The following is a 25,805-nucleotide window of genomic DNA, read 5'->3' as shown; positions in this document are numbered from 1 at the left end:
CCGGCGCCGATCGACCGACTCGATGCGATTGTCTATCGGTTATATTTATGACTCCCGTCCGATAAGGACTTCCAGATGGCGGATGGCACAGACTCTGATCTCGACGGGCTCTCCAGGGAGCAGTTGTCTGAGCGCGTTACACTCCTCGGCGAGGTGGCCGCCACCCTCGAGACCTGCGAGTCGGCCGACGAGATCTATCAGCGGACGGTGTCGCCGGACGGTCACGTCCTCGACTTCGACGCAGCGATCGTCTGTACCGTTTCGGACGGAGTGTTCGTTCCGAAGGCGGCGTACGCAGAAACGCTGCGGCCGGCTGATCCACTTCCGGCCGGCGACGGCATCGCGGGCCGAACCGTCGAGGCAGGCGAACCGATACTCGTTTCGGACGTCCGGAGTGTCGACGACGCCGCGCCGACCGGTCACTACCGATCTGTCGTCTCTCTCCCGCTCGCCGACGACGGCGTCGTGCAGTTTCACGCCAGCGGACCCGACGCGTTCTCGCCACTCGATCTCGAGATCGGGGAACTCCTCGTCTCGACGGTGACCAACGCGCTCGGTCGTGTCGAACAAGAGCGCGCACGCAACCGTGAGCGAGATCAGTTCGCCGCCCTCTTCGAGAACGTTCCAGACGCCGCGCTGTCGTATCGTGTGGAGGACGGAACGCCGATCGTGACGTCAGTCAACTCGTCGTTCGTCGGTACGTTCGGCGAACACGGGGCGGACGTCGTTGGCTCACCCGTCTCGGCGGTGGTTCGACCACCACCGTCCGCAACCGAACCGGATCGGCTGTCGATGGACGAAATCAGTCGATGGACGGACGTCGAGGTGACCAGACGGACCCCTGACGGGCCTCGCCCCTTCCTCCTTCGAAACGTTCCGATGCGGTCGGACGACGACTCGATCCGGGGCTACCTGATCTACACCGATCTGCACGCGCTGAAAGCCCGCGAGCGCGAACTGGAACGGAAAAACGAACGACTCGATCAGTTCGCCAGCATGGTGAGCCACGACCTCCGGAACCCGCTCAACGTCGCAGCGGGGTACCTGGACCTGGCCAGGGAACGAACCGACTGCGTCGAACTCCGGGAGATCGGCCGCGCACACGGCCGCATGGAGCGTCTCATCGACGACCTCCTCTCGCTGGCCAGAGCGGGTGACACCGTCGAGGCGGTCCAGCCCGTCCACCTCGGAACGATCGTGCGGGAGGCCTGGGGCAACGTCTCGACTCCTGACGCGACACTCGACGTCGACGGGGATGCGATCGTCGAAGCCGATCCCGGCCAGTTGCTCCAGTTGTTCGAGAACCTGTTCAGGAACTGTGTCGAACACGGGACGGCAGACTCTCACGGGGACCGGTGGTCCGAGGCCGATCGCCGTCCGGGACCCGATCTCCCCGAGATCGACGCCGACACACCGTCGGAACGCAGTTCGGATGCGTCCGGACTCGACGCCGACACACCGTCGGAACCCTGGCCGGACGCACCCGGACCCGATCACCACACGCCGCCGGACCACCACGCGGATCCTGCAGGGTCAGACCATGAATCTGGCGTCTCGGTGTGCGTCCGCGCGACCGACGAGGGATTCGTCGTCGAAGACGACGGTCCGGGGATCCCGCCGGCCGATCGAGAGCGGATCTTCGAGTCTGGATACACGACCGGGCCCGACAACACGGGCCTCGGACTCGCGATCGTCGACCAGATTCGGGAGGCTCACGGTTGGACGGCGTCAGTCGGAACGAGCGCGACGGGTGGCGCCCGATTCGAGTTCGTCACCGGGGAACCGGCGTTCGATCTGGTCGAGTCCTCCCCATCCGAATCGACATGACCGACACCCACACCGATCCCGAGTGCACGTCCGACGCCGGAGTGATCGACGTCTCACATCACGGGACGACACTCCGGATGACGGACGTCGCCGGGAACGCGATGACGTTCGATCTCACCGGCTGGAATCCGCTCTCCTGGTCTCACGAGATCGAAGAACCGATGGACGCCGTTGTGACCGGTCGCGTCTCGGAGATGCACTACGATCTCCGTAACGCCGTTGCTATCGAACGCCTCGACGGCGACCTGTGTCTCGCCGGCGACGAACGCCCGGTGTCTGAGGGCCATCTCGCCGTCGGTTTCGACGACGACGCGACGTATCACCTGCCGGCCGGCGAGTACTTTTGCCTGTGTGATTGCGATCTGTTCACCCGCATTCGATTCGACGGCGAGGCGACCGTGCGCAACCGATCGCACGGTCGGTTCTCGATCACGTTCCCGCACCCGACACCCCTGACCATCGCCGGGAAGTCTCCCGTCGAGATCCCGCAAGCCCGGTTGACGGTCGAACCGTCCGTTTCCGCCGTCGCGAGGGGGATCAGTCACCTGTCGGCATCCCTTCGGACTACCGGGACGTCTCGCGTCCACCGGAACTACCGGGGGTATCCGCCGCGAATCGAACTCGGCTCCGAGACCACGATACCGGACTCGATTCGAGCGTCGCGTCCGGAGACGGGTATCGAACTCGTCGTCCCGAAGGCGCTCGGAGCAGTCTACACGGCCGCACCAGTTGCGTACTTCCTCGGCGCACGGCTCGTCCCCACGAACGGACGAACTCCCCGACTCGTCACGCACGATCCCGACGCGACCTACGAGATACGGACCGACCGGTCGTTCGCAGACGGGATCCTGTCGATCCTCCGGCGAACGTTCTTCCTCGAACTCCTCGTCGACTGGATCGAACCCGACGCTCCGACCGTCGAAGCACACACCAGTCTCCGATCCGCGGGGATCGACCTCGACGGCTGTCGCGACCGACCGCTCGCAGAGCGGGTCGGGACCTATCTCGAGTTCCCGTCCGATCCCGTCGACGACGTCCTCCCAGACTGGCCCTACCGCATGACGATCGAGTCGACGCCGTCCTCGGTGTCCGCGATTCCACACCTCCTCGAAGATCTGGCGGCGATCGACAGCCCGGAGACCGCCTCCGGGCCCGGAGCGGCGAGCCATGCTCGGGCAGGCACCGAGCGATCCGCAACCGAGCGCCTGCGGGGTGCGATGGAACTGCACGGTTCGCTCGGCTCGGTCGACCGATCGGCGGACTTCGAGGCCCGCCTGGAGTCGTACGAGAACCGACTCCAGTCGATCGAACGGGACTGTGAGACGACGTCGGTCGTCGTCGCCACCGGTCCCGCCATCGATCCTGCACTGGCCGAGGAACTCGCTGCCGCCTACACCGATCGGGACGAGACCGTCTCGACGATCGTCGAAACGCTCGTCGAACCCACGTGTGAGTCGGTGCGCCGGACGCTATCGACCGGTGTCGACTACCTTCACTACGTCGGTTCCTGTTCCGACGGCCTCGCCTGTCGCGACGGACGTGTCCACCCGGGAACGGTGGACGAACTGGACGCGTCGATCGTACAGCTAGACGGGACCGACGCACGGACGCTCGTCGACGCGTTCGTCTCCGCGGGTGCGGTCGCAGTCGTCTCCCGTGACGGGCCGGGCGATCCCGATCCGATCGTGGGAACGCTGGTGCTCTACGGGCAGAGTGTCGCGACCGCCGTTCGCTGCCGTCGGCTGGTGACGTCGGATCCGTCGGTCACCGTCACCGGCGATGGATCTCACCGATTCGTCGCGACGTGGAAACCGACGCCGATCCAGACGGTCACGCCGCGCGACGACGGCTCGCTCTCGATCACGACCGTCCCGTTCTCGGTCGACCCGGTCGGCGCGCACTGGCGACCCGACTACGACACGGGGATACACCTCATGCCGTCGTCGTACGCCTACTCCATCGATCCGCCGCAGTTCGACGAACACTTCCTGCACAACACGCAGGTCCTCCTCACCGACGACGGCGTCTACCTCCCGGACGAACAGCACCGGCTCCTCTACCCGATCGCCTGACGCGGCCGACTCGCTCGACGACGGTCAGGCGAAGGGGTCGACACGGACGACGGTTTCGTCGCGTCCGGGACCGACACCGACGGCGTACACGGGGACGTCGAGCTCGTCCGCTATGTACGCGAGATACGTCCGTGCAGCTTCGGGGAGTGCGTCCCAGCCGTCGTCGGCGACGGCCTTCCAGTCGACGTCGGGCCAGCCATCGAACGTCTTCAGCCGTGCGTCGCATCGACCCCACTGTTCGGTCGTCGGGGGCACGACGTCGCGCTCGACGGTGTCGCCGTCGAGCGTGGTCATCGTGTACGCGTGGCCCACCTTGACCTCGTCGAGTCCGGCGAGCGTGTCGACGTGGTTGACGACGATTCCGGTGAAGCCGCTCGTGCGGGCGGCGTGACGGAGCATGGGCATGTCGAGCCAGCCGACGCGGCGCGGTCGGCCGGTGACGGTTCCGTACTCGCCGCCCTGATCGCGGATCCAGGTGGCGAGTTCCGCCTCGTCGTCGGGGACGCTCCCCGGCTCGTAGTCGGGCGTCTGCCCCTCGACGCCGCCGAGCTCGGTCGGGAGCGGTCCCGTTCCGACGCGCGAGAGGTAGGCCTTGACGATACCGATCACTTCGCCATCGCCGACGACCGAGGGCGGGACGCCGGCACCGACGGCGACGCCGCCGGCGGTCGGGTTCGAGGAAGTGACGTAGGGGTAGACGCCGTAGTCGATGTCCAGCGCCGTCCCCTGGGCGCCCTCGAACATCACCTCGTCGCCGGCGTCGAGCCGGTCCGCGAGGAATGCGCCGCAGTCTACGACCATCTCCTCGTCCGCGAGTCGGTCGCCGTACTCGAGCGCCCGTTCGTACAGCGCGTCGATGTCGAACGCCTCGTCGAGTTCGGCGCCGTAGACGTCGCCGGCGAGGGCCCGTTTCTGTGGCACGACGTACTCGAGACGCGACCGGAGCGTCTCGGGGTCGAGCAGGTCGCCGATGCGAACGCCCCGTCGACCCGCCTTGTCCTCGTACGTCGGGCCGATTCCTCGCTTGGTGGTTCCCGCGGCGAGGTCGTCCTTCTCCGTTTCTTCGATTCCGTCGAGGACGCGGTGGTAGGGCATGATGACGTGCGCGCGGGCGGCGACGCGGACGTCCGGATCGAGACCGCGATCTCGGAGTTCGTCGAGTTCGTCGAACAGCGTCTCGGGGTTGACGACGCACCCGTTCCCGAGGACGCCGATCTTGCCGCGAACGGCACCGGAGGGAACGAGCGAGAGCTTGTACGTTTCGCCGTCGGAGACGACGGTGTGACCCGCGTTGTCTCCACCCTGATACCGGACGACGACGTCCGCTCCGTCGCCGTAGATGTCGACGACGCCGCCCTTCCCTTCGTCGCCGAGCTGTGACCCGACGATTGTAACGGTCATGACAGCGACGGCTTCTTTCCCGGTCGATAAACCGATTACGATCCCGCAGTCTGTGGCCTCGAACTGCACCCATCGACGGGACTGCGCCATCGGACGGCCCACCGTCGCTGAAACGACGTCGACGGTCGTCGGGGCCGTTCGAACGATGTCGGCAGTCGCCGCAGCCGTTCGAACGATGCCGGCAGTCGCCGTGGCCGTTCGAACGATGCCGGCAGTCGCCGTGGCCGTCGGATCGTTCCGACCGACGTCGATCGGTTCGCACCCAGCGACCAGAAGTGTTAACCCCTGGCACGTTCGAGATGGAACTGCCGGCAGTCGGTGCGATCGAGGAAAAGTTTTAAAAGGAGCAAAGACAAGTTAACAAATGCCATGATAGACCGACTGGAGAAGGAAGTAGACATGCTGGAACGACATTTGCAGGTCCTGAAAATGGTTCTGGAGAACGAACCGATCGGGATCGTGAAGATGTCGAACGAGACCGGCTACCCACACCACAAAGTGCGATACTCGCTTCGCGTTCTCGAAGAGGAGAATCTCATCGAACCGTCCAGCCAGGGGGCGATCAAGACCGAAGAGACCGAGGAATTCGTCGCCGATCTCGACGGGAAGATCGATACGATCTCGGAGACCCTAGAGCGGATGAAGATCGAGGGCGCCGCCGAAGCGGAGAGCTAAGGTCGTCTCCGGTTTCGCCGACCGAGGGCCCGAGCGATTCGATCGTCGTGATCTCTTTTTGCACGCCGTGGCTGTAGGGCCGTGTTGGCCGGTGTGTAGGGCCGCGCTTGTTTGCGAGTAGAACCGTGCTGGCCGGCGAGCACCGTTGGTGCCGATCGCAACTCGGCGAGACGAGACGCGTTTATCTCGACAGGAGGAACTGCCTCGTGCGAACGGAGGCGTGTGCAGCGAACCGCGATCGCCGAACCGTTTCCGGCCGCGGACCCAGCGCCACACGGACCGGTTCGTGCGACTGTCTCTCGGTCTGTTACAGTTCCGGAACGGTCAGGTGAAAGCCGCCGCTTCGCGATTCGACGAGGCAGCAGTGATAGCCCTGTTTCCGACTGAGGTTGACGTAGCTCACCTTCGAACTCCGGCTGAGGAAGCCGCTCGTCGTGATCTCCTCGGCGAGTTCGAGCGCGCCGGGATCGAAGAAACTCGACGTGACGACGACGGCGGCAGCCAGATCGGGGTAGTTCGCACAGACCGAGGACGCGTCGGCTTCGAGTTCCTCGAGCATGCCCTGCGTCGCGGGGTCGCGCGAGTCGTTGCAGTTCGCGACGACCAGGGGCGTCCCCCGTTTGTCGAACGCGCCGACGTCGAAGGTTACCTGGTCGGGAACGTTCTCCGTGTCGTCGTCCTCGAGGGAGACTGTCGCGGAGAGTTCGACGCGGTCGATCCGCGGGATGGCGTCGTAGAGATCGGCGAGGTCGGCCGCGTTGCCAGTCTCCCTGATCTCGAAGAGGCAGGTGCCGACGAGCCACTCGACGAATCGATACTGCATCGAGCCCTCAACGAATGCGTCGTAGGGTTCGCCGTCGACGACGGCGGTCTCGGCGTCGAATTGCGTGTGACGCTCGAGCCGCAGGTTTCGTTCCAGGTCGCCCCGCGATCCCTCACCCTCGTGGGCCGATTCGAGCGTCGGCTGGCTCTTCGACGCGTACCGGACGAACACGTTCGTCTCCTGGAGCGCTCGTGTGGGCGAGATGGTCGTCCCGCCCTGGTCCGTTCTGCCGACCGACTGTGCCTCTCGGCCGCCAGTCCGTGCCGCGTCGGTCGCGCCACCAGACTTCCCGCCAGTTGCGTCCGGTTCCGACGCGGACTGGGCCCGTTCGAGGTCGCGTTCGAGCTCCTCGATGCGTGACTGTAATCGAGAGACTCGCTCCGTGAGGTCGTCGTTCTCGCTCGCCAGTTCGTCGCGTTCCCGAACGAGTTGTTTGCGTTTCTCCTCGAGTTCGGTCACACGCTGCGTGAGGTGGTCGATCTTGTCTTCGCGTTCGAGCATGTCGGACCGAAGCGCCTGTTCGGTCGAGGCGACGTCTGCGGGGCTCGGCCGGTCTCTCGCCGTCGACCGTTCGGTCTTCGACCGAGACCCGCCGTCCGCGGATCCGTGGCCGGCGGACGACTGCTCCCCCGAGGACTCGGGGTCGATCGACGGGATCTGTCGCGTCTCTCGCCAGCGCTCTTCTTCTTTGAACCGTTCGTCGGGCGCGTCGGATTCGGCCGACTCGTCCTGGCGTGCGTTCGCGCCGGACGTGCCGGCATCGGACGCTGTTGTCGTCAGATCCGACCGATCGGCGGTGGACGCGTCGGTCCCTGAAGTGGTGATCCCGTCGGACTGGGGTTCGTGGGTTTCGCCCGACGTCGTGATGCTGTCGTGTTCGTCCGTCGCGCCGCTCGACGACTGCGCGGTGTCCGCCGACGACGGTACTCCGTCGTCGGGAGTCTGCGACGACTCGGCCGAACCGTTCGAATCCTCCCTGTAGTTCACTTCCGTCTCTGAGTCGGTCCGATCGGCGGTCGGCGGACCGGACTGAGCCGTCGAATCACCGTGGCGATCTCCGTCCGTCTCGCTATCGGTAGCGCGGGAGCTGTTCTGGGCGGTGGACGAACCGTCCGGTCCCGCCGAGTGGGCCGCGGCCGTATCGCCCGCCGGAGTCGAGCCTGGACGGCCGTCGCTGCCCGCCGGGCCAGCGGCATCGGCCGAGCCCGCCGGATCGGGTCCGCCGGTCGAGGATTCGGTAGTCGACGAACCCGCGGCCGACGACGGGCCGTCGGGTGTATCGTCTGCTCCCTGTGACCCAAGCGTCGAGCCGGTCGCGGGTTCGTCCGCCTGGCTCTCGTCGGCGGTCTCGCGGCCGGGAACGTCAGACACGTCGACGTCGACGTCGACGACTTCGTAGATGCCGATCTCGTCGTCGGCGCGTTCGAACGCCACCTCCCCGGTCTCGAGGCGCTCGGCGTTGCCGATGTAGGCGGCCGACATGCGACGGCCCCCGTAGTAGACGAGGTAATAGTCGCCGCTCAACACCTGCTCGCTCAGTTCCACGTAGCCGGTGAACGATCCTTGCTGGAGTTTCCGATCGACCGCTGCGAGGGGCGTATCGTTGGTGTAGTAGCGTCCTCGTGGGTCGCCGCCCTGTTCGAGCATGGCCGAGAGCAGGGGAAGCACGGCGGCGGGGGCCTCGTAGATGGTTCCGGAGGTGCCAGCGACGGCGTCGATCGAGCCGTCGACGACGCCGACGATGCGACCGTTGAGCATGAACACCCAGACGCCGGCGGCGGTGACGGCTCCGGAGAACGCATCGTCGGCGAGCGTCGCGAGCGCGTCCTCTCCGCCCGAGAACGGCCGCGACTCCCATCGCTCGACGCGCTCTTTCGTGCGCGGGTCCATACCCACACAAACGGAAACCCGACTATAACCGTTTCGCCTAGCGTAGTGTCACGCGTTTCGATGGGTACGCGTCCCGTGTTTCGATAGGTACCACGCCGGTGCTCCGGCGATCGAGCGGCGGTCGAGGGCGATACTCGTCCCGACCGGCGCTGCGCCGACGCGTCGAGTCCACCACCTCGGTGGGTTCCAGCCGTCGACGGGCCTAAATCTTCGACTCGGCGTCTTCGGCGAGTTCCTGCATGCGTTTGCCGATACGGCCGGCACTCGAGAACTCGTCTTCGCTCATCGCGTTGGCCAGGGAGTTTCCGAGGACGAAGACGGCGTGCTTGTGCTCGCTCTTCGATTTGTGTGCGTCGTCCGGATCGACGTCGATCTGGTGGTAGGCGTCGAAGAGATCGTCTTTGACCTCCTCCCGCTCGGAGAAGTACTCCATGATGACGACCAGTTCCGCGTGCAGTTCGAGGAGCTCGTCCTTGTGCATACGGTCGCTACGAACGGTCTCCTGTTAAGCGTTGTGCGCCGAGGGAGGCGGACAGCGTCTCAGGGCCGACTGACGACAGTCTCTCGCGTTCGATACGCGATCGCGAGCACGACGACCCACCCACCGAGACACGATGCTGCGACGAATTCGGGGACGGCGAACCAGACCCCTGGCTCGGCGGCGAGCGTTCGAAGAAACGCGACCCAGCCGATCCAGGTGCCGACGGGAATCGCCGCCGAGAGTATCGAACTGGCGGCCAGCCGATTCTCGCCAGCCCGTAGCGCACCGAGGCCGTACAGGAGCGCGGCGATCGGGCCCGCACCGAACGTGAGCAGCGCGGCCGGTGCGTGCAGCGACGTCGAGAGGTAGTACTCGGTATGCTCGAGAAAGAAGACGCCGACACCGATCATGCCGACGAGCGACGCGCCGAGGGCGACGGCGCCGGCGCGCTGGAGTCCGTTTCGCGTCTCGATCCAGACCCGCCAGACGAAGGGGCCGCCGAGTGCTCCGGCGGCGATCAGTCCGCCGTTGAAGAGCGCGAACGTCGTCGTCCCCGGCCGACCCATGTCTGAGAGCGCTCGCCCGCGCCAGGTGAACGTCTCCGGAGGTGCCACGACCGTCGCGAGGACGATCGCACCTACCGCGACGGCCGGTGCCACGAGTCCACAGTTCGTCGCGATCCGTCGTCGATCGACCATACGAACCACTTCGGCCGCCCCTCCTTGAACTGACGGGCCGTTTCGCCCCTCTCGTCAGTCACCAGACGGATCCGTGGGCGACCGACACACCGCTCGAAGCGGTGCGATCGGTCGTGATGGAATCCCGTGGACGCCCCAGAGCGGCTCGGGTCAACGTCACCGACCGATGGGTGTGATCGAACCACGTCGATGAGTCGAGTCAGAATCGATCGAGGGCCGGGTCGAAACAGATAGCGATGGATCGACCGGGTGCCAGCACACGGATCACTCGGCCGTTTCGGCAGCCGTCCGGTGGCTCGCCGGGAACCAGGCCAGTTCGTGGTCGGCCGTGACGCGGACCCTGACGCGATCGCCGAGCTGGAGTCGATCGGCGTGGTTGTGCATGCACTCGATCGTCTCGCCGCCGTCGAGCTCGACCCGGTAGAGGACGGTCGGCCCGAGATAGCGCCGGTAGATCACCTCACCGTCGGTCTCCTCGCCGGTGGCCGGGTAGGCGGTCACGTCGTCTGGACGGACGAGGAGGTCGATCTCGGTGCCGTCGTAGGCCGCCGTGAGTCCGCCGACGTCCGCCCGGAGGACGCGACCCAGAGCCGTCTCGACGTGATCGCCCGTGACCGTCCCCGAGAGGAAACTCGCGTGGCCGAGAAAGCCGGCGACGAAGCGCGACGTCGGTTCCTGGAAGACCTCCTCCGGGACGCCGATCTGCTCTAGCTGACCGTCGTACATGACGGCGACGCGGTCCGATATCGAGAGCGCTTCCTCCTGGTCGTGCGTCACCGAGATGGCGGTCACACCGGTCTCCTTGATGATCCGGCGGACCTCCTCGCGCATCTCGACTCTGAGATCGACGTCCAGGTTCGAGAAGGGTTCGTCGAGCAAGAGGAGGTCCGGCTCCGGTGCGATCGATCGGGCGAGGGCGATCCGCTGTTGTTGGCCGCCCGAGAGTTCGCCGGGATAGGCGTCGGCCTGGTCGTCGAGCCCCACGAGTTCGAGCAACGTCGCGACGCGCTCGTCGCGCTCGTCGGCGGACCAGTCGGTCAGGCCGAACGCGACGTTCTCGGCGGCCGTCATGTGGGGGAAGAGCGCGAAGTCCTGGAACACGACGCCGACGCCACGGTCTTCGGGTGGGACGAACCGATCGTCGTCGGCCACGACGTCACCGTGAAGCCGGATCTCTCCGGTTTCGGGCGTCTCCAGGCCGGCGATGAGGCGGAGCGTCGTCGTCTTACCGCAGCCCGAGGGTCCGAGAAGCGTGAGAATCTCGCCGTCGTAGACGTCGAGCGTGTAGTCCTCGACGACGCACTCGGAGCCGTACCGGTGCTCGACTCCGTCGAGTGCCAGAACGGGTTCGTCGTGTACCGTGTCGGTCGTCGTGTCCGGCGCTCGCTCGTGAGTCTGGACGCTTTCGCCGAGGCTCTCTACGTGTTCGGGACTGACCGTTTCCCGGGCCACGGTATCCCGGCCACCTGGTACCGGCATTCGTCTATTTAGGCGGCCCTAAACCACTTATAGCTGCCGGTTGCGGTTCGGCTGGGTTAGAGTTCAACGCCGCCGGGAATGAGACTGCGCTGGCGGAGGAGGCTCCCTTCGTCGTCGTAGACGAGGAAGGTTTGCTTCTCGTAGGTGATCAGGTGGTCGCCGTCGATCCGGATGGTGACCTCGTAGCGTCCGTCCTCCTCGCTCGTCCGCTCGCCGTAGTGGCGGGCGGCCGTGATGAACGTGAGTACGTCGTCGGCGTCGACGTTGAGTTCGAGGACGAAGTCTCCGGTCAGGCGGTCGGTTACGCTGACGACGCCGTCGGTGTCGGCGTCGACGGGCCCCTGCAGGCGTAGCGCTACGTCCGTCTCGTCGGCCGCGAGCAACTCGCCGTCCGGACCCGTGAGGCGGTCACGCAAATCGGGGCCGTCTTCCGAACAGTCGATGGTGACCGACGGTCTGCGGGGTTCACCGTCCGTGTCGACCCAGTCGACGTCGTCGACGGAAAGCGTGAGGTGTTCGCGCCTCATTCGATATCACGATGTTGGTGCCCCGACGGTATGAACGTAACGCCCACGGACCCCGAAACGAATCCGACTACCTGCTGATCGGTCACACCATGCGACCGGTCACCGAACGTGACCGTCCGGCACCGCCCGACGCCGGGACCGGCCATCCGATTTAAGCCGACCCCGCTCCCATATCGTGGACAGTCACCCGAGACGGCCCCTAGCAACCGATGACGACATCCGACCCCCACCAGGACGCAGACGACGAGCAGGGAGCCGCTGCGGCCCGCGGCGTGCTGGGGGATCGTCTGGCCGCCGTCCGACGGTCGCTTTCGGCGTTCGGCGACGTACTCCGGGGTACCAGCCTCGACATCGACCCGTACGATCCGACGCGTCACGAACCACTCGTGGCGTTCGACGGCGTCGAGGGAACCGTCGAGCGCGAACGGTACTGGGTGAACGCGCCGTTTTCCTTCGTCGCGATTCTGGACGATCCAGATCGCAACGAAACCCGGTATCACGCGGTGGAGCCGTCGCTCTCGACGGACGAACGCGCGCTCCTCGACACCGTCCTCGAGGATATTCGTGATCCACTCATCTACCGAGATCACGACGATGTCGATCCCGAAACTCGCCTCCGGGACGCGCTCTGTGAACTGCTCGAACGATACGGCGTCGATGTCTCGGTCGAATCGTTCTACCGACTGTTCTACTACGCACACCGCGATTTCCTCGGCTACGGGAAGCTCGACCCGATCATGCACGATCCCCACGTCGAGGATATCTCCTGTGACGGGTACGACCTGCCGATCTTCGTCTACCACGATGCCTACACCGACGTCGAGACGACCGTCTCGTTCGGCCAGGCGTCGCTCGACCAGTTCGTCGTCCGACTGGCCCAGCGATCAGGTCGCCACATTTCGATCGGGGACCCGATGGTCGAGACGACGCTTCCCGATGGATCGCGGGGTGAACTCGCACTTGGCCAGGAAGTGACACCACGGGGCTCCGCGTTCACTATCCGAAAGTACGCCGACGAACCGTTCACGCCCGTCGACCTCATCGAGTATGGCACGTTCGACGTCGCCCAACTCGCGTACCTCTGGCTGGGGATCGAGCACAACAAGAGCCTGATCTTCGCCGGCGGGACGGCCTCCGGGAAGACGACGAGCATGAACGCCGTCTCCATGTTCATCCCACCACGCTCGAAGATCCTCACGATCGAGGACACCCAGGAACTGCAACTGTACCACGACAACTGGCTCTCGTCTGTCACCCGGGAACGCATCCACGAGGGGACCGACGTGACCATGTACGACCTCCTGCGTTCGGCACTTCGCCACCGTCCCGAGTACATCGCCGTCGGCGAGGTCCGCGGCGAGGAGGCTATCACCCTCTTCCAGGCGATGAACACCGGGCACACGACGTACTCGACGATGCACGCGGATTCCGTCCAGACGGTCATCAATCGCCTCGAGAACGAGCCGATCAACGTCCCCCGCTCGATGGTCCAGAGCCTCGATATCCTCGCCGTCCAGACGCTCACGCGGCTCCAGGACGGCGAACGCGTCAGGCGGAACGAGGTCATCGCCGAGATCGAGGGCATCGACCAGCGAACCGGCGAACTCGACTACTCGACGGCCTACACCTGGGACGGCGATACGGACACCTTCGCCGAGGCGGGGAGCTCCGTCCTAGAGGAGATTCGAACGCAACGCGGCTGGAGCGAGCGCGAACTGCGCGTCGAACGGCGCAACCGAGAGGCGTTCCTCGAGTACGTCCACGAACGTGGTCTCTCCGATTATCGTCGGTTCACCGCCCTCGTCAACGAGTACTACGCGGACAAAGCCGCCGTTCTCGATCGCATCGGTCGTGGTGACGCCGTCGACGAGAGCCCGGCCGGCCGTACCGAACGGAGCGGCGACGAGACCGACGAACCCGGTCGGGCCAACGAGACCGATCGTGACGCCGACGAACTCGACGAACCGCCCGACGGTCCGGCGCTGTCGGGTGATGGACTGACCGACGGCGGCGTCTCGTGGTCGACTGGCGATGCACCGGCCGACGACGCACGCGACGAACCGTCCTCCAGTCCGACACGCGGTGATTCGCTCACGGATCGACCGGAGTCGGATCGATGACGATCGCTCCGTTCCTCCCGCTCGCCGCGGTAGCGCTGGGGGTCCTTCCGTTCGTGCTGGCCCAGGTGTCCGAGCCGGCCGATCGGGTCCTGACGCGATTGTCGATGGTCGCGTTCGGCCAGTACGTCGACGAGTTCCGGAGCGAGCATCCCCGCCGACAGGCCGGGTTGCGAGCCGCCCACGCGACGGCCACCTACCGGGAGTACGGCGCCATGTCGTTCGTATACGCGATCGTCGCGGGGGTCGTCGGGAGCGTCTCCGGGGTTTACCTCCTGTGGGGCGTCCTCGTGGTACTCGGAATCGACGAGGCCACGCTCCGGGCCTCGGTACCGACGCTCCTCGAACCGGTCTCGGCCCTCGCGACGGTTCCCGACGCGTCGCCGGCGACGCTTCTCGCCCTCTTCGCCCTCGCCTCGATCACGCTCGGCGTCATCGTCGGCGGACTGACGTACTGGCTTCGCTGGTGGTACCCGGGCTACGTCGCCTCGCGTCGCGCACGGGCGATCGAAGCGTCCCTCCCGTCGACCGTGGCGTTTTGTTTCGCCCTCTCGCGCAGCGGAATGGAGTTCACAGAGGTGATCCGCATCGTCGCCCGCAACGGCGACGCCTACGGCCAGGCGGCCGCCGAGTTCGACGTCGCAGTCAGGAACATGGACGCCTTCGGCGCGGACGTCACCGCCTCGTTGCAGCTGATGGGTCGGCGCACCGCGAGCCCCCAGTTCCGCGAGTTCACGGAGAACCTGGTCAGCGTCCTCCAGAGCGGGCACAGCCTCTCGTCCTTTCTCGAACGGCAGTACCACGAGTTCCAGGAGGAAGCCGAATCACAGCAAGAGAGCATCCTGAGTCTCCTCGCGACGCTGGCGGAAGCCTACGTCACGGTGCTGGTCGCTGGCCCGCTCTTTCTCATCACGATCCTCGTCGTGATCGGCTTCTCGGTGGGCGATACGGCCGACTCACTCCGCGCGCTCATCTACGTCGTTCTGCCGTTCGGCAACCTCGCGTTTGTGGTCTACCTGAGCACCGTGACGGATTCGATCAATCCCGGCTCGTCGACGGAGCCGTCGGTCGACGGTCCAGCCAGTGCCGGCCGTTCGTCGGGATCCGGGATGACGGACGGTGGGACCGTCGCGACGGCCGAGGACACTCTCGACGAGGGCGTCCACGGCGAATCCGTCGAACCGACGGCGATTGGCCCCGACCGATCGCCGATCCGACACCGGCTGTCGCTCTATCGTCGGATCCGGCGATTCAGGACGTGGCTCGTGAGCCCCCTTCGGACGCTCGTCGAACGCCCGGATCGACTGCTCTGGATCACGATTCCGATCGCCGCGCTCGTCGTTGCTTCCCAGGTGCCCCGTGGGCTGGCGGCGGGCGTCACCGCGATCGAGGACGTGGCCGTGCTGGCCGCCCTGTTCGTGATGGGGACGTACGCGATCGTCTACGAGCGCCACCGGTACCGAATCGACGCGATCGAGCGGTCCGTACCGGACCTGCTGGATCGACTCTCAAGCGTGAACGAAGCCGGAATGTCGGTGATCGCCTCGATACGACGGGTTCGACAGTCAGACCTCGGCGTCCTGGACGACGAACTCGATCGCCTGTGGGCGGACGTCCGCTGGGGCGCCGATCTCCAGACGGCGCTCTGGCGCTTCGAGCGCCGTGTGCGGACGCGTGCCGTCTCGCGAATGGTGACGTTGCTGACCGAGGCGATGAACGCGAGCGGCGACCTCGCGACGGTGTTGCGCATCGCCTCGCGACAGGCACAAGCGGACCTTCGGCTCGACCGCGAGCGCAAGCAGGTGATGACCGAGTACATGGTCGTCGTCTACGTCTCGTTTCTCGTGTTCGTGTTCATCATCGCCGTCCTCTCCGCGTACCTCCTCCCGAGCCTTCCCACGGAGTCCGTGTCGTCGGCGACGGGCCAGCAGGTGGACGGGCCGCTCTCCGCGCTCGGGAGCACGGACACCGACGTCTACATGACGCTCTTCTACCACGCGACGGTAATCCAGGGCGCCACGTCCGGGTTCGTCGCCGGTCAACTCGCCTCGGGAGACCTCCGATCTGGGGCGAAGCACGCCACGGTGATGACGCTCGTCGGCTTCGTGCTCTTTACGCTCTTCCTCTGACTCACAGCCTCGAGTCCGGCTCGCCATCGACGGATCGAACGATTTTCCCCGAATGCACGCGGAGAGAGCAATCGCATGCCACACCGGCGCGACGTCCGCGACACGTACGAACGCATCGGGAGCCACTTCGCGACGACGCGCGAGTACGCCTGGCCCGAGGTCGACGACTTCGTCGCGGACGTGACGCGCGAACGGACGTTCGATCGCGGTCTCGATCTCGGGTGTGGCAACTGCCGCCACGCCGAGGTACTCGCCGGTCACGTCGACCGTGTCGTCGGGGTCGACGCGAGTCGCGCGTTGCTAGACGCCGGTCGTGAACGCGCGCGGACCAACGACTTTCTGGATACTCTGTCACCCGTCCAGGGCGACGCTGCGTCGCTGGCGCTCCGGACCGACGCGGTCGATCTGGCCGTCTACGTCGCGACGCTGCATCACCTGCCGACGCGAACCCTCCGCCGTCGCAGTCTCGACGAACTCGCACGCGTTCTCACGTCGGACGGCCGCGCCCTGGTGAGCGCCTGGAGCACCGCCCACGACCGGTTCGAGGACGCGTCGGCGTCCGACGAGAGCGGCTTCGATACATCGATCGAGTGGACGCTTCCTGGCGGCGAGACCGTCGATCGGTTCTACCACGTCTACGCGCCCGCAGCGTTCGAATCGGACCTCGCGGAGAGCGACCTCCAGCTCCGCGAGTGGGAGGTGTCGAGCGGCAACTGCTATGCCCGAGTCGCGGGCGCTCCGTGAACCGGCCTCGGGGCCGACGGCGTCCCGTCCAGTGTGCGACACCGTGACGGTCATCGCTCCCGTCGGTCGGCCGCCGGCCGTTCGGGAGGGACCGAGAGTCGAAGCGGCGCCGGCGTACCGACGCCCGCCCGCTCCCAGAAAAGAGAAGTCTCTTAACCGAGTACCGACAACCCGCTGGTGGAGCGCGGATGGTCTAGTGGCAGGACCTGAGCCTTCCAAGCTCATGGCCCGGGTTCAAATCCCGGTCCGCGCATTCGGCGACGAACGGACGTGCGGAGCGAATGGGTGACGGAGGGATTTGTGCCCTATCAGTCGCAGCGCGCGCAGCGAAGCGAGCACGAACGTCTGATTTCGGTTCAAATCCCGGTCCGCGCACTTTTCGAGAGCGTAGGGAGGAGAACGTGCTCGACAACGGGATTTGAATCAGACCAGTCGCAGCCCGGGACGTGAGCGGAGCGAACGACCCGGAACGTCTGGACGTGGTTCAAATCCCGGTCCGCGCATTCTGCGACGAACGGACGTGAGGAGCGAATGGGTGACGGAGGGATTTGTGCCCTATCAGTCGCAGCGCGCGCAGCGAAGCGAGCACGAACGTCTGATTTCGGTTCAAATCCCGGTCCGCGTACTTTTCGACGAGCGAAGGCGAGGAGAAAGTACTCGACAACGGGATTCGAATCAGACCAGTCGCAGCCCGGGACGTGAGCGGAGCGAACGACCCGGAACGTCTGGACGTGGTTCAAATCCCGGTCCGCGCACTTTTCGAGAGCGTAGGGAGGAGAACGTGCTCGATAACGGGATTTGAAGCACGCGAGTCGCAGCGCGAACGCAGTGAGCGACCATCTCACAGTCGGGTTCAAATCCCGGTCCGCGATGTCGACAATCTTCGGCCGGGAACGGGAAAACACATATAGGCTGCCTGCAAACCGTCTCCTCGATCACACGTCACCATGGCGGGCATTCAGTCCGATGGGTGGTTCGACGTCGGGGCGAGTGTCCGATCGCGCGTCCCCTCTGCAGTGACCGCTCGGCTCGGGATCGACATCCGGGCTATCGCGGCCTATCGCATCGGTCTCGGGCTGGTCGCGCTGTTCGACCTGCTCGTCTTTCGCGTTCCGGGGATCGGGACCTTCTACACGGATCGGGGTGTGCTCCCGCGGTCGACCCTCGCCGAGGTGTCACCGGCGCTCGTCCGCTGGTCACTCCACGCGGTGAGCGGCGCTGCGTGGGTCCAGGCGGTGTTGATGGGTATCACGGTGCTCGTGGCCGGCTGTGTCCTCGTCGGATACCGCTCGCGGATCGCGTCGGTCCTCCTGGCTTCACTCCTGATCTCGATGTACGCGCGGAACCCGTACCTGGTCAACGGCGGCGACACCGTGTTGATCTCGCTGCTGGCGCTCGCCGCGTTCCTCCCGCTCGACGGTCGATGGGCCGTGCGTCCTCGCGGCCCGCGACCGACCGATCGGTTCTCGGCTGGTTCGAACCGATACGTCTCGACGGCGACGGCCGTGTTGCTGGTCCACGTCGTCGTGATCTACGCGATCAACGCCGCACTCAAATTCCAGAGCGACGCCTGGATGCGCGGCGTCGCCGTCCGCCAGATCTTCGGACTGGCGGAGCTGGTCTACCTGCTCGGGCCAGCCCTCGCGGCGTCCCCCGGTGTACTCACGGTGATCAACTGGCTCTGGATCGGGACGCTTACGGCGTCGGTGGGGCTGATCGTCTTCACTGGACGCCTCCGAATCGCGATCGTCGGCGCGTACGTCGGTGCCCACCTCGGCATGGCGCTGACCATGCAACTCGGGGCCTTCCCGTTCGTGATGATCGTCGCGGTGTGTCCGTATCTGCCGTCTGGCGTCTGGGACCCCGTCGATCGGTTCGTCAGTGATCGAATCCAAAACACCGGACTCGGGACGATCACCGACCGGGAGGGAGGGACCCCCCGATCGCGGCGAGTACCGAGTCCCGACCTCCCACCCGCCGTTCACACGGGTGCCAGGGTGGCGACGGCCGCCGCGCTCGTCAGTTCGCTCGTCGTCGTCGGCGGCTGGCAACTCGTCGCGGCGGACGTCGTCGAGACGCCGGCGGTCGACGACGAGGGGCCACTCGCCAGTGCGAGCTGGGCGTTCTTCGCACCGAACCCGCAGTCGACCTCACACTGGTACGTCGCCTCCGCGACGACGTCGTCAGGGGCGACCGTCGATCTCGTGACCGGCGATCCGGCCACGTTCGATCGACCGGCCGACGCCATGGACCGGTACCCGTCCACGCTCTGGCGGCGGTACGGCTCGAAAGCCAGGGGAGCCGGAGACGCGGTCGCGGGCGCGGCGGTAGCGTACGCCTGCGATCGAGCGCCGTCAGACGTCGAGTCGGTGACGCTCTATCGCGTCGATCAATCCGTCGATGCGAACGGCCCCGTTGGAGCGCCGATACCCCACGAACTCGCTACCCGGTCCTGCCGGTGAGGTGGTCCCTAGAGATAGTCCGCTGTCGAGATCGTCTGGACCACGCGGTATCGAGGAGCGAGTTCGGTAAAAAATACTCGACGACGCGAGCGGGAACGTGACGGGCACCGCGATCGGCGTCGGTTGTGACCCCAGTCAGGCGTTGTTCATGCGCTGGCTGGCACGGTGGCCACAGCGCTGACACTCGGTCACGCGGTAGGGCTCACGGGAGAACGCCGCGTTTTCGGTCTTCGTGCTCTCGGTGCGCAGCTGGACGGAGACCTCGTGAAGGGTGTCGAGGTCGCACTCCTGACAGTACTCGGTGAGCCCGTCGAAGGCGTCGTCGGTGGTTGCCATGATGAATCTTTGGAAGCTAACCGTGTTATACCTTTCTATTGGAGAAATTCTGCGCGGGAAGAAGACATTTGTGGAAATTATCAATACAAATGTGGGCACGGATCCACGATTCTCACACTGGCATCCGTCGCCAGCGACCGATGGGTGACGTTTTCCCTCCGTGTACCGTCCGTCGGGCCGTGGAGTTCGAACTGCTCGGGTGGCCGGCCGACGGTCCGACCCTCAGACTCGATCACGAACGCTTCGCGTACGCCGGGAAGTTCGTCATGTCGTCGACGGGAAAGGCGGTCGTACGGGACGACGGTGAGGTGGTCGCGGCTGTCGCGTTCAACGCCGATCGAACCGACGCGGCCGTCTGCTGGCTCCGTTACGTCACCGTCAGACGGGATAGCCGGGCTTCGGGGATCGGTCCGCGACTCTGTGCGTACGTCCGGGACCGGGCCCTCGAACGCGAGTTCGACCGGCTCAAGATCGCCGTGAACAACCCCTACGCCTACGAGGCCCTCCATCGGGCCGGTTTCGGCTTTACCGGCGAAGAGACGGGGATCGCAGAGCTCGTTCTCACGCATCCGCTACCAGCCACGCCGGACGAGCGGTACCGTGACGGTCTCGAGCTGTTTCGAGCGCGCGATCTCACCGAGGAAGAGCGGTCGTTCGTTGCTACCCGCCTCGAGCGCGGCCGTCCCGAACCGTCGGTCGCCGAACGCTCGTAACCTGGCCGATTCGGGGTGCTGGACGATCGGCTCGTGCCCTCCCATCGCCCTCGTTCGGTGGGTCGCCTCGTTGTATCGTCCGTGCGGGCGTCGTCCGGGAGGCCAACGCTCAAATCCCGGCCGTTCGAAGGGACGGCCAATGGGAAACGCAGCACTTCGAGACATCGCGTCGATCGAGCCGATCGCGTTCGACGAACTCGGGGGATCGGTCGTCGCGGTCGACGCGCACAACTGGCTCTACCGGTACCTGACGACGACGGTGAAGTGGACGAACTCGGACGTCTACACGACGGCGGACGGGACGGAGGTCGCGAACCTCGTGGGCATGGTCCAGGGGCTCCCGAAGTTCTTCGAACACGACATCGTTCCGGTGATGGTATTCGACGGCGGTCCCTCCGAACTCAAAACTGACGAGATCGAATCTCGCCGCGAACAACGCGAGTCCTACGAGGAACAGCTCGAAATCGCTCGCGAGGAAGGCGACCAGGTCGCCATCGCACAGCTCGAGTCCTACACGCAGCGACTCACTCCGACGATCCAGGAGACGAGCCGCGAACTCCTCAGGTTGCTCGACGTTCCGGTGGTCGAGGCGCCGGCCGAAGGCGAAGCGCAGGCGGCGAATATCGTCCGGAACGGCGATGCCGACTACGTCGGATCGGAAGACTACGACGCGTTGCTCTTTGGCTCGCCTCGAACGCTACGCCAGCTCACCAGCAACGGTGACCCGGAACTGATGGACCTCCAGGCGACCCTCGACGATCACGACCTCACGCTCGAACAGCTGATCGACGTCGCGATCATGATCGGGACGGACTTCAACGGTGGCGTCGACGGGATCGGTCCGAAGACGGCGCTCTCGTTGATCGGTGAATACGGTGACCTCTGGAGCGCCCTGGAGGCCCGCGGTGATCACGTCGAGTACGGCGACCGAGTACGCCAGCTGTTTCGCGATCCGAACGTGACCGACGCCTACGAGTTCACGACCGACCTCGATCCGGACGTCGAGGCGGCCCGCGACTACGTCTGTGGGGAGTGGGACGTCGACGCCGACGAGGTCGCCCGTGGGTTCGAACGGATCGAAGACTCGCTTGTGCAGTCGGGGCTCGACCGTTGGACGTCGTAACACCCGAATTCGAGAGCCGTATTGCCCGAGGTCGAACGAATGGCGGTGATGCGGTATCCAGAACCGATCGGAACGCCCGCTCCGTGCGGCGTCGTCTCAGGCGGTGCCGAGGATGATGTCTGCGAGTTGCTGTCGGTCGAAGAGTTCATCCTCGGTGAACTCGTCGGCGAAGATCCGTTTGGCTGCCTGTTCGGTCTGGAAGAGATTGATGATCGGCCCCTGGTCGAGGTAGCCGCCCTGATAGACGTCCCCGTTTCGGACGGCCGTGAGTTTGCTGGCAACCGCGTGGTCTTCGAGATGTTCGACGATGGTTTTCTCGAAGGCTGCGCGGTCTTTCGTCTCTTGGCCGCGCACGAGGAGTACGTCCGGATCGGTATCGAGGAGCGCTTCGAAGCCGACTTCGAGGGTCGTATCTCCCGCGTAGTGGCCGATGTCGGTTCCCTCGAAGGCGTCCCGAAGGTTCAGGTCCCGCCACTGTTTCTTGCCGACGCCCCCGTCGTTGAGCCCGTATGGGTAGAACCGCTCGGGTGGTTCGTCGGCCGGATAGACGAGCGCAGCTTCGGGTGTATCCTTCGGCAGTCGGTCCTGAATGTCGGCGAGGAAGTCGTCGTGGAACGATTTGAACTGCCGAAAGCGATCCTCGCGCTGGAACACGCTGGCTATCTTCTCGAACGCTTCGTAGAGGGAGTAGTAGCGGTACTCGTGCCAGTCGTCGCTACGCCGTCGAATGAAGTTCCCAAAGAACGGACCGACGTTGGTCTCGATGTCGGCAACGTCCGCTCTGGACCAGCCGTACCACTGAATCATCTGCTTTGGCTCCATGAAGTGAACGTCGGCCTGCATCGCGTAGAAGAGCTCCTTGTCGACGCCGTTCTGATAGAGGGTTCGCACGTCGTCCGGATCGTACTCTACGCCTGGCAACTCCTCGTAGACGTGCGACGCGTAGCGGTACGGTAACTGGATTCCGAGCGTTTGGCCCACGTCGAGTGCTATTCCCATGTCCGCGTAGCTCGGCAATAGCGCGACCCAGTCTTCCGGCGGTTCGTCGAACGATACCGTCCCCATCGGTTCCATCGAGACGGTGTAGGAGCCGGTCGTTTCGTCCGGCTCGTCGCCGGCTTTGGTGAGACAGCCGCTGACGATTCCTGATGCGACACCCGTCGCCCCTGCAATGAACGTTCTTCGGCGCATGATATTTAGGTCAACCTAAACCTATAATACTCTGTTGAACGGCCGCCGATCACTGAGGGAGAGGCGGAGCGAACCATCGATTGGGACGCGTCGAGCCAGGCGGCGACAGTCACGCTCACGAGCACGACTGCCGCGGTCGCGTAGAAGACGAGCCCGATCGTGGCGTAATCGTGGATGAGGCCGGCAAGTAACGGCGCGAGGACGGCGCCAGGTTTCCAGAGCAAACTCCGAAGCGACAGCGAGGTGAGGGCTCGGGACGCTGTTCCAATCTCGGTGAAGAGCGCGACGCTTGCCGGGACGCGACACGCGTCGGCGACACCGAATACGAGCGCACAGGCGATCAGTGGGTAGAACGACGTCGTTAACGGAACGATCGCCGCTGCAGCGACGTACAAGAGCGCGGCGACACCGAGTAGCGGTCGGCGCCCGACGGTGTCTGCGAGCGTCCCGGTATACCCCTGGCAGAGCGCCCGGACGATCCGAGGGGCCGTCAGTACGACACCGACCTAGGGGCCCGACAACGAGACGGCCAGATAGGCGTAGATCGGGAGGTAGACTCTGACGGCGCTTTTTGCGAACCCGGTCCCGACCCGGTATGCTGCAAGGCCGCGCATTGCGGGCTGCTCGACGAGCTGTCGGTACCCGTTCATCCCGTCACCGGCATCGAGCCCGTCGATACCGAGGTCGGTACCGCGTAGTACCCACGCGCTCCCGAGGCTCCCGGAGGCAGCGGGTGCCTGCTTTCACGATCCAGACGGACGCACACCGACGGGCGCGGTCACGTTCGCGCGAAACATCTCGCTGCATTGCTCCGCTGGAACCCTCTCGACTTCGTCGACGACGGCGAACTACCGATGAGAGCGGCGGCCCTGCTTGCTCACGGACCGCTCACCGATCGGCCACTGCTCGATTCACTGGTCCCCGAGGGCGGTGCGGACGCAGCGGCAGCGTTCCTTCGGCGATACGCCGAGGCGATCGTTCCCGACGCACTTCGGCTACTCGTCGCGTATGGCGTCGGGCTCGAGGCCCACCTGCAAAACTGCGTCGTCGTCTTCGACGAGTGGAAACCGAAGCGAGTACTCGTCCGCGATTACGGCGGGCTCCGCCTGTGTACGGACCGTCTCGCCGAACACGGATGCGAGTTCGAACCGTACCCTGGCTCGGTCACGGTCGACGAGGGGGTGGAGCCGGCGTACGACAAGCTGACGTACGCACTGTTTCAGAACCATCTCGCGGAGCTCGTTCGGGTTCTCGTTCGCTACCGGTCGATCGACGAATCCCGGTGCTGGGCACTTCTCTCCGAGATCGTCGCCGACACATTGGCGGAGTTGCGACAGGACGGGATCCCCGACGAGTGGGTCGCCGACGCCGAAACCGTCCTGTACGACGCCACGTGGAACTACAAGTGCCTGACGACGATGCGACTCACCGACCGGTCCCACCACTATGCCTTGGAGTCCGTTCCGAATCCGTTGTGTCCACCGGAGCGATAACGCAGTCCATCACAACGGTCGGTACGATCGGCTCGGGATATCGACAGTCACGTGTCGTTCGAACCACCGACGTCCGCTCCCAGTTCCGTCCGGAGGAGCGAGAGTGCCCGTCGTCGTTCGCCGAGTTTCGCCAGGTACGTCGCTCCGACCGTCGCCTTCGCCGCTCTCGCTGAGGTTCCGGTTAGCACCTGCGATCCGATCCACGCGACCGCGTCGTCGCCGACGCTGACGACCCAGCCCGGCGAGGCGAATCGAAATCTCCGTAGTGCGGGTTCTGCGGCCGCCCGCCCCATCAGGTCTCGTTCCACGAGGGTTGCAACGTTCGCTGCAGCGACCCGTGCCTCGCGGCGGGCCGACTGCGCGCTCGCGGGGACGGTCGCTCCGTTCGCGTCCGTCACGGTCACGGCGTCGCCACACCCGAAGGCGTGTGCGTCGAGTCGCAAGTCGGGACCGACGGGTGTGCGGTCGCCGTCGAGTGCGTCGGGGCCGCGGATACCGCCCGTCCAGACGAGTTGATCGAACCGAACGGCGTCGTCTCCCGAGACCGTCACCGACGCCTCGTCAGTTCCTGAGACCCGAAGCGACGCCTCGTCGGCTCCCGTCACCCTCGTTCCCGTCACGACGTCGACGCCGGCGTCGGTGAGGGCGCGTTCGATGGCGTCTCCGAAGGGTTCGGGGAACCCCGGAGCGACGCGATCGCGCTGTTCGAGGAGGGTGACGGCCACCCGATCGTCCACACCCCGTTCCGCCGCGAGGGCTGTGAGTTCACCGGCGACCTGAACTCCGGACAGTCCGGCACCGCAGACGACGACGCGGACGGCTCCCGTCGTCGAATCGATCGTCTCGAGAACGTCCCGCCGGATGACGAACGCGTGGGAGAATCGTTTCAGCGGCGTCGCCCGTTCGCGGACGTCGTCGAGGCCGTGAAACGCCGTCTCCGTCCCCAGACAGATCACGCAGTAGTCGTACTCGAGCGACCCCCTCGAGAGGTGGACGACCCGTTGCTCGCGGTCGACCCGTTCGACCGTCGAGACGCGAACCCGCGCTCGATCCAACACCGATGGCAGCGACACCGCGATGTCGTTCGCGACCGTGGGTCGGCGGATCACCCGGTGGAGCTCGTGTCGGACGATATGGTCGGGCGAGTCCGCGACGATCGTCACCTCACACGCAGTCGGCAGGAGGTGTTCGAGCCGTCTGGCGACCGCGAGGCCGGCGTATCCCGCACCGAGGACCGCGACGTGCATACGTCGACGGACGGTCCCCACGACAATAGCGTTAGCCGCGTTCACGCTGCGGGGGCGTCCATCAGTTCGAGGTGGTTCCCGCGGGCGTCCGCGGCGCCACCGAAACCGTACGAACCGATGTCGGTCATCCGATCCGACACGAGGATATAAGCGCTCGATCGTGGTGGACCGGTCCATGGAACCCGCGGCCGAGCGACGGTGTCACCTGTTGATCCTGGTCTCGCTCGTCTTACTGACGATCGGGATCGGCTACTGCGTGGTCTTCGAGACGTGCCTGGCCGACTTCCTCGTCGTGATTGCCGGCCTCGTGGTCGGGTGGATCGCGATTCTCTACTGCCTCGCGAACGCTCAGTGGCGGTGAGTGCGACGGGGTGATG

22 protein-coding genes and 1 tRNA gene are annotated in these 25,805 nt (G+C 65.5%); 12 read left to right on the top strand and 11 right to left on the bottom strand.

The annotated features are described in order from the left end of the window. The first annotated feature begins 75 nt into the window (after positions 1 to 75). Positions 76 to 1,827 carry a GAF domain-containing sensor histidine kinase gene (locus NO366_RS18070; protein WP_256532178.1) on the top strand — a complete coding sequence of 584 codons (1,752 nt, stop codon included), beginning with the start codon at positions 76 to 78 and terminating at the stop codon, positions 1,825 to 1,827. Beyond that, positions 1,824 to 3,899, top strand: coding sequence for a hypothetical protein (locus NO366_RS18065; protein WP_256532177.1), 2,076 nt, complete (start codon positions 1,824 to 1,826; stop codon positions 3,897 to 3,899). Before NO366_RS18070 ends, NO366_RS18065 begins: the two co-directional genes overlap by 4 nt. Before the next feature lie 24 nt (positions 3,900 to 3,923). Here NO366_RS18065 and NO366_RS18060 read toward each other — a convergent pair whose 3' ends face one another. Continuing rightward, positions 3,924 to 5,300 (bottom strand): adenylosuccinate synthase, encoded by a 1,377-nt coding sequence (locus tag NO366_RS18060; RefSeq protein ID WP_256532176.1) that lies wholly within the window; start codon positions 5,298 to 5,300, stop codon positions 3,924 to 3,926. Positions 5,301 to 5,669: 369 nt separating this feature from the next. On the opposite strand from NO366_RS18060, the gene NO366_RS18055 reads away from it, so the two are divergent. Further along, entirely contained in the window at positions 5,670 to 5,975 is a 306-nt protein-coding gene (locus NO366_RS18055; protein ID WP_256532175.1) for a hypothetical protein, read from the top strand. A 307-nt stretch (positions 5,976 to 6,282) separates the two neighbouring features. Here NO366_RS18055 and NO366_RS18050 read toward each other — a convergent pair whose 3' ends face one another. The 5 genes from NO366_RS18050 to NO366_RS18030 all read right to left on the bottom strand — a co-directional run bounded on the left by NO366_RS18050 (position 6,283) and on the right by NO366_RS18030 (position 11,873). After that, positions 6,283 to 8,688: a DUF7527 domain-containing protein gene (locus tag NO366_RS18050; RefSeq protein WP_256532174.1), complete on the bottom strand. Its 2,406-nt coding sequence runs from the start codon at positions 8,686 to 8,688 to the stop codon at positions 6,283 to 6,285. Between the two features lie 202 nt (positions 8,689 to 8,890). After that, positions 8,891 to 9,169: a UPF0058 family protein gene (locus NO366_RS18045; RefSeq protein ID WP_256532173.1), complete on the bottom strand. Its 279-nt coding sequence runs from the start codon at positions 9,167 to 9,169 to the stop codon at positions 8,891 to 8,893. Between the two features lie 59 nt (positions 9,170 to 9,228). Then, positions 9,229 to 9,867, bottom strand: a complete 639-nt coding sequence (locus tag NO366_RS18040; RefSeq protein WP_256532172.1) for a DUF998 domain-containing protein — start codon at positions 9,865 to 9,867, stop codon at positions 9,229 to 9,231. 264 nt (positions 9,868 to 10,131) lie between these two features. Then, positions 10,132 to 11,319, bottom strand: coding sequence for an ABC transporter ATP-binding protein (locus NO366_RS18035; RefSeq protein WP_256532171.1), 1,188 nt, complete (start codon positions 11,317 to 11,319; stop codon positions 10,132 to 10,134). An 83-nt stretch (positions 11,320 to 11,402) separates the two neighbouring features. Continuing rightward, a complete protein-coding gene (locus tag NO366_RS18030; RefSeq protein ID WP_256532170.1) occupies positions 11,403 to 11,873 on the bottom strand; it encodes a DUF5793 family protein in 471 nt (156 codons plus the stop codon). Positions 11,874 to 12,082: 209 nt separating this feature from the next. Between NO366_RS18030 and NO366_RS18025 the strand changes: the two genes are divergently transcribed. The 5 genes from NO366_RS18025 to NO366_RS18005 all read left to right on the top strand — a co-directional run bounded on the left by NO366_RS18025 (position 12,083) and on the right by NO366_RS18005 (position 19,325). Next, positions 12,083 to 13,993 (top strand): type II/IV secretion system ATPase subunit, encoded by a 1,911-nt coding sequence (locus tag NO366_RS18025; RefSeq protein ID WP_256532169.1) that lies wholly within the window; start codon positions 12,083 to 12,085, stop codon positions 13,991 to 13,993. After that, complete coding sequence (locus NO366_RS18020; protein WP_256532168.1) at positions 13,990 to 16,119, top strand: type II secretion system F family protein; 2,130 nt, start codon at positions 13,990 to 13,992, stop codon at positions 16,117 to 16,119. Before NO366_RS18025 ends, NO366_RS18020 begins: the two co-directional genes overlap by 4 nt. 75 nt (positions 16,120 to 16,194) lie before the next feature. Then, a complete protein-coding gene (locus tag NO366_RS18015; protein ID WP_256532167.1) occupies positions 16,195 to 16,863 on the top strand; it encodes a class I SAM-dependent methyltransferase in 669 nt (222 codons plus the stop codon). Positions 16,864 to 17,045: 182 nt separating this feature from the next. Further along, positions 17,046 to 17,116 (top strand) — tRNA-Gly (locus NO366_RS18010). A gap of 694 nt (positions 17,117 to 17,810) precedes the next feature. After that, a complete protein-coding gene (locus NO366_RS18005) occupies positions 17,811 to 19,325 on the top strand; it encodes an HTTM domain-containing protein (RefSeq protein WP_256532166.1) in 1,515 nt (504 codons plus the stop codon). A gap of 135 nt (positions 19,326 to 19,460) precedes the next feature. On the opposite strand, the gene NO366_RS18000 is transcribed toward NO366_RS18005, so the two are convergent. Continuing rightward, complete coding sequence (locus tag NO366_RS18000) at positions 19,461 to 19,661, bottom strand: DUF7835 family putative zinc beta-ribbon protein (RefSeq protein WP_256532165.1); 201 nt, start codon at positions 19,659 to 19,661, stop codon at positions 19,461 to 19,463. 179 nt (positions 19,662 to 19,840) lie between these two features. Here NO366_RS18000 and NO366_RS17995 point away from each other — a divergent pair, with 179 nt between their 5' ends. Continuing rightward, positions 19,841 to 20,374, top strand: coding sequence for a GNAT family N-acetyltransferase (locus tag NO366_RS17995; protein ID WP_256532164.1), 534 nt, complete (start codon positions 19,841 to 19,843; stop codon positions 20,372 to 20,374). 139 nt (positions 20,375 to 20,513) lie between these two features. Next, on the top strand, positions 20,514 to 21,497 hold the full coding sequence (fen, locus tag NO366_RS17990; RefSeq protein ID WP_256532163.1) for a flap endonuclease-1: 984 nt from the start codon (positions 20,514 to 20,516) through the stop codon (positions 21,495 to 21,497). A 96-nt stretch (positions 21,498 to 21,593) separates the two neighbouring features. Here the strand turns inward: fen and NO366_RS17985 are convergent, their stop codons facing one another. The 3 genes from NO366_RS17985 to NO366_RS17975 are packed head-to-tail and all read right to left on the bottom strand — an operon-like array spanning position 21,594 to position 23,338. Continuing rightward, positions 21,594 to 22,688, bottom strand: a complete 1,095-nt coding sequence (locus NO366_RS17985; RefSeq protein ID WP_256532162.1) for an ABC transporter substrate-binding protein — start codon at positions 22,686 to 22,688, stop codon at positions 21,594 to 21,596. Positions 22,689 to 22,693: 5 nt separating this feature from the next. Continuing rightward, positions 22,694 to 23,182: an MFS transporter gene (locus NO366_RS17980; protein WP_256534048.1), complete on the bottom strand. Its 489-nt coding sequence runs from the start codon at positions 23,180 to 23,182 to the stop codon at positions 22,694 to 22,696. A gap of 12 nt (positions 23,183 to 23,194) precedes the next feature. Continuing rightward, on the bottom strand, positions 23,195 to 23,338 hold the full coding sequence (locus NO366_RS17975; protein ID WP_256532161.1) for a hypothetical protein: 144 nt from the start codon (positions 23,336 to 23,338) through the stop codon (positions 23,195 to 23,197). 204 nt (positions 23,339 to 23,542) lie between these two features. On the opposite strand from NO366_RS17975, the gene NO366_RS17970 reads away from it, so the two are divergent. Continuing rightward, the gene (locus NO366_RS17970; protein ID WP_256532160.1) at positions 23,543 to 24,181 is read left to right on the top strand and encodes an IucA/IucC family C-terminal-domain containing protein; all 639 of its coding nucleotides are present in this window, start codon (positions 23,543 to 23,545) and stop codon (positions 24,179 to 24,181) included. 47 nt (positions 24,182 to 24,228) lie between these two features. Here NO366_RS17970 and NO366_RS17965 read toward each other — a convergent pair whose 3' ends face one another. Next, the gene (locus NO366_RS17965; protein ID WP_256532159.1) at positions 24,229 to 25,428 is read right to left on the bottom strand and encodes an NAD(P)/FAD-dependent oxidoreductase; all 1,200 of its coding nucleotides are present in this window, start codon (positions 25,426 to 25,428) and stop codon (positions 24,229 to 24,231) included. Positions 25,429 to 25,603: 175 nt separating this feature from the next. Here NO366_RS17965 and NO366_RS17960 point away from each other — a divergent pair, with 175 nt between their 5' ends. After that, positions 25,604 to 25,789 carry a hypothetical protein gene (locus NO366_RS17960; RefSeq protein WP_256532158.1) on the top strand — a complete coding sequence of 62 codons (186 nt, stop codon included), beginning with the start codon at positions 25,604 to 25,606 and terminating at the stop codon, positions 25,787 to 25,789. Positions 25,790 to 25,805: the final 16 nt, after the last annotated feature.

The sequence above is a fragment of the Halovivax cerinus genome (genome assembly GCF_024498195.1).
GTDB classification, from domain to species: Archaea; Halobacteriota; Halobacteria; order Halobacteriales; family Natrialbaceae; genus Halovivax; species Halovivax cerinus.
This window is presented reverse-complemented; position numbering and strand designations above follow the sequence as displayed.

What these genes read in the sequence shown, in the direction of transcription:
- NO366_RS17960 (WP_256532158.1), top strand. Translation starts at nt 25,604, where the DNA reads ATGGAACCCGCGGCCGAGCGACGGTGTCACCTGTTGATCCTGGTCTCG.
- fen (WP_256532163.1), top strand. Translation starts at nt 20,514, where the DNA reads ATGGGAAACGCAGCACTTCGAGACATCGCGTCGATCGAGCCGATCGCG.
- NO366_RS18060 (WP_256532176.1), bottom strand. Translation starts at nt 5,300, where the DNA reads ATGACCGTTACAATCGTCGGGTCACAGCTCGGCGACGAAGGGAAGGGC.
- NO366_RS18065 (WP_256532177.1), top strand. Translation starts at nt 1,824, where the DNA reads ATGACCGACACCCACACCGATCCCGAGTGCACGTCCGACGCCGGAGTG.
- NO366_RS18045 (WP_256532173.1), bottom strand. Translation starts at nt 9,169, where the DNA reads ATGCACAAGGACGAGCTCCTCGAACTGCACGCGGAACTGGTCGTCATC.
- NO366_RS18015 (WP_256532167.1), top strand. Translation starts at nt 16,195, where the DNA reads ATGCCACACCGGCGCGACGTCCGCGACACGTACGAACGCATCGGGAGC.
- NO366_RS18040 (WP_256532172.1), bottom strand. Translation starts at nt 9,867, where the DNA reads ATGGTCGATCGACGACGGATCGCGACGAACTGTGGACTCGTGGCACCG.
- NO366_RS18000 (WP_256532165.1), bottom strand. Translation starts at nt 19,661, where the DNA reads ATGGCAACCACCGACGACGCCTTCGACGGGCTCACCGAGTACTGTCAG.
- NO366_RS18055 (WP_256532175.1), top strand. Translation starts at nt 5,670, where the DNA reads ATGATAGACCGACTGGAGAAGGAAGTAGACATGCTGGAACGACATTTG.
- NO366_RS18025 (WP_256532169.1), top strand. Translation starts at nt 12,083, where the DNA reads ATGACGACATCCGACCCCCACCAGGACGCAGACGACGAGCAGGGAGCC.
- NO366_RS18030 (WP_256532170.1), bottom strand. Translation starts at nt 11,873, where the DNA reads ATGAGGCGCGAACACCTCACGCTTTCCGTCGACGACGTCGACTGGGTC.
- NO366_RS17965 (WP_256532159.1), bottom strand. Translation starts at nt 25,428, where the DNA reads ATGCACGTCGCGGTCCTCGGTGCGGGATACGCCGGCCTCGCGGTCGCC.
- NO366_RS18020 (WP_256532168.1), top strand. Translation starts at nt 13,990, where the DNA reads ATGACGATCGCTCCGTTCCTCCCGCTCGCCGCGGTAGCGCTGGGGGTC.
- NO366_RS17975 (WP_256532161.1), bottom strand. Translation starts at nt 23,338, where the DNA reads ATGAACGGGTACCGACAGCTCGTCGAGCAGCCCGCAATGCGCGGCCTT.
- NO366_RS18005 (WP_256532166.1), top strand. Translation starts at nt 17,811, where the DNA reads ATGGCGGGCATTCAGTCCGATGGGTGGTTCGACGTCGGGGCGAGTGTC.
- NO366_RS17970 (WP_256532160.1), top strand. Translation starts at nt 23,543, where the DNA reads ATGAGAGCGGCGGCCCTGCTTGCTCACGGACCGCTCACCGATCGGCCA.
- NO366_RS17985 (WP_256532162.1), bottom strand. Translation starts at nt 22,688, where the DNA reads ATGCGCCGAAGAACGTTCATTGCAGGGGCGACGGGTGTCGCATCAGGA.
- NO366_RS18070 (WP_256532178.1), top strand. Translation starts at nt 76, where the DNA reads ATGGCGGATGGCACAGACTCTGATCTCGACGGGCTCTCCAGGGAGCAG.
- NO366_RS18050 (WP_256532174.1), bottom strand. Translation starts at nt 8,688, where the DNA reads ATGGACCCGCGCACGAAAGAGCGCGTCGAGCGATGGGAGTCGCGGCCG.